Genomic DNA, 368 nt, shown 5'->3' on the forward strand with positions numbered 1-368 from the left:
TCAACCTTCATGCGTAATTCGAAGTTGACCGTGGTCAACTCCTCGTTGGCGGACTGCAGCTCCTCCTTACTTGTCTCCAGCTCTTCCTTGGCCGAACGCAGCTCTTCATTGATCGCCTGAAGTTCTTCGTTCGACGCTTTCAGTTCTTCGTTTGATACGGCTGAGCGATCAAGCGTGTCCTGCAGATGCGACTTCAATGCCCGGTTCTCATCTTCCAGGCGCTGGATGGCCGCTTCGTAGGTGGTGACATCATGGCCACTTGCCTCTGGCAGAGGTGCACTGGCCTCAGGCGGTTGGTCAAAGAGTACCAGCCAGTACGTCGACTCCTCGTCGGCCGCCTTGACAGGGTCCACGGTAAGCGTCATGAC

The 368-nt window shown here is 56.2% G+C and carries 1 protein-coding gene; it reads right to left on the reverse strand.

What is annotated here, in order from left to right; all coding sequences use genetic code 11:
- Window positions 1-353: hypothetical protein (locus QCE79_RS34915; RefSeq protein WP_404989485.1), on the reverse strand; the 353-nt coding region annotated here is incomplete at its 3' end.
- Window positions 354-368: the final 15 nt, after the last annotated feature.

This window comes from Caballeronia sp. LZ003, assembly GCF_031451465.1.
Lineage (GTDB): Bacteria > Pseudomonadota > Gammaproteobacteria > Burkholderiales > Burkholderiaceae > Caballeronia.